This window comes from Lacinutrix salivirga, assembly GCF_053604675.1.
Map to the genome: position 1 here is coordinate 1 of NZ_JBSHNP010000131.1, position 267 is coordinate 267.

A 267-nucleotide genomic window follows, 5' to 3' on the forward strand; every position below is an offset into this window, starting at 1 on the left:
AAAATTATGAGTAATACATTTGAGTTTGCAGAGCGGTTGGGATATACACCTGCATTTCAGTTTACAGAGCAATCACAAAATAGTGGGTTTTATAAAGAGCATGTTAACTTTGAAAATCTAGTAAAAACCTTAAAGAAAAACAAGCCAAACCTATTTAGCGATTTTCATTATATAAACTACATAAGCACACAAAAATCTCGCGTAGAAGTTAAAGATAGAGAAACAGAGGAGCTGTTTATTGCAGAATATATTACAGACGTTCCATTT

Annotated in this window: 1 protein-coding gene; it reads left to right on the plus strand. The window is 31.8% G+C overall.

Going from position 1 to position 267, the window contains the following annotated elements; genetic code table 11:
* Window positions 1-6: 6 nt before the first annotated feature.
* Window positions 7-267, plus strand: a 261-nt coding sequence (locus tag ACVC5O_RS11605; protein ID WP_452221648.1) for a hypothetical protein, incomplete at its 3' end; no start/stop codon positions are given.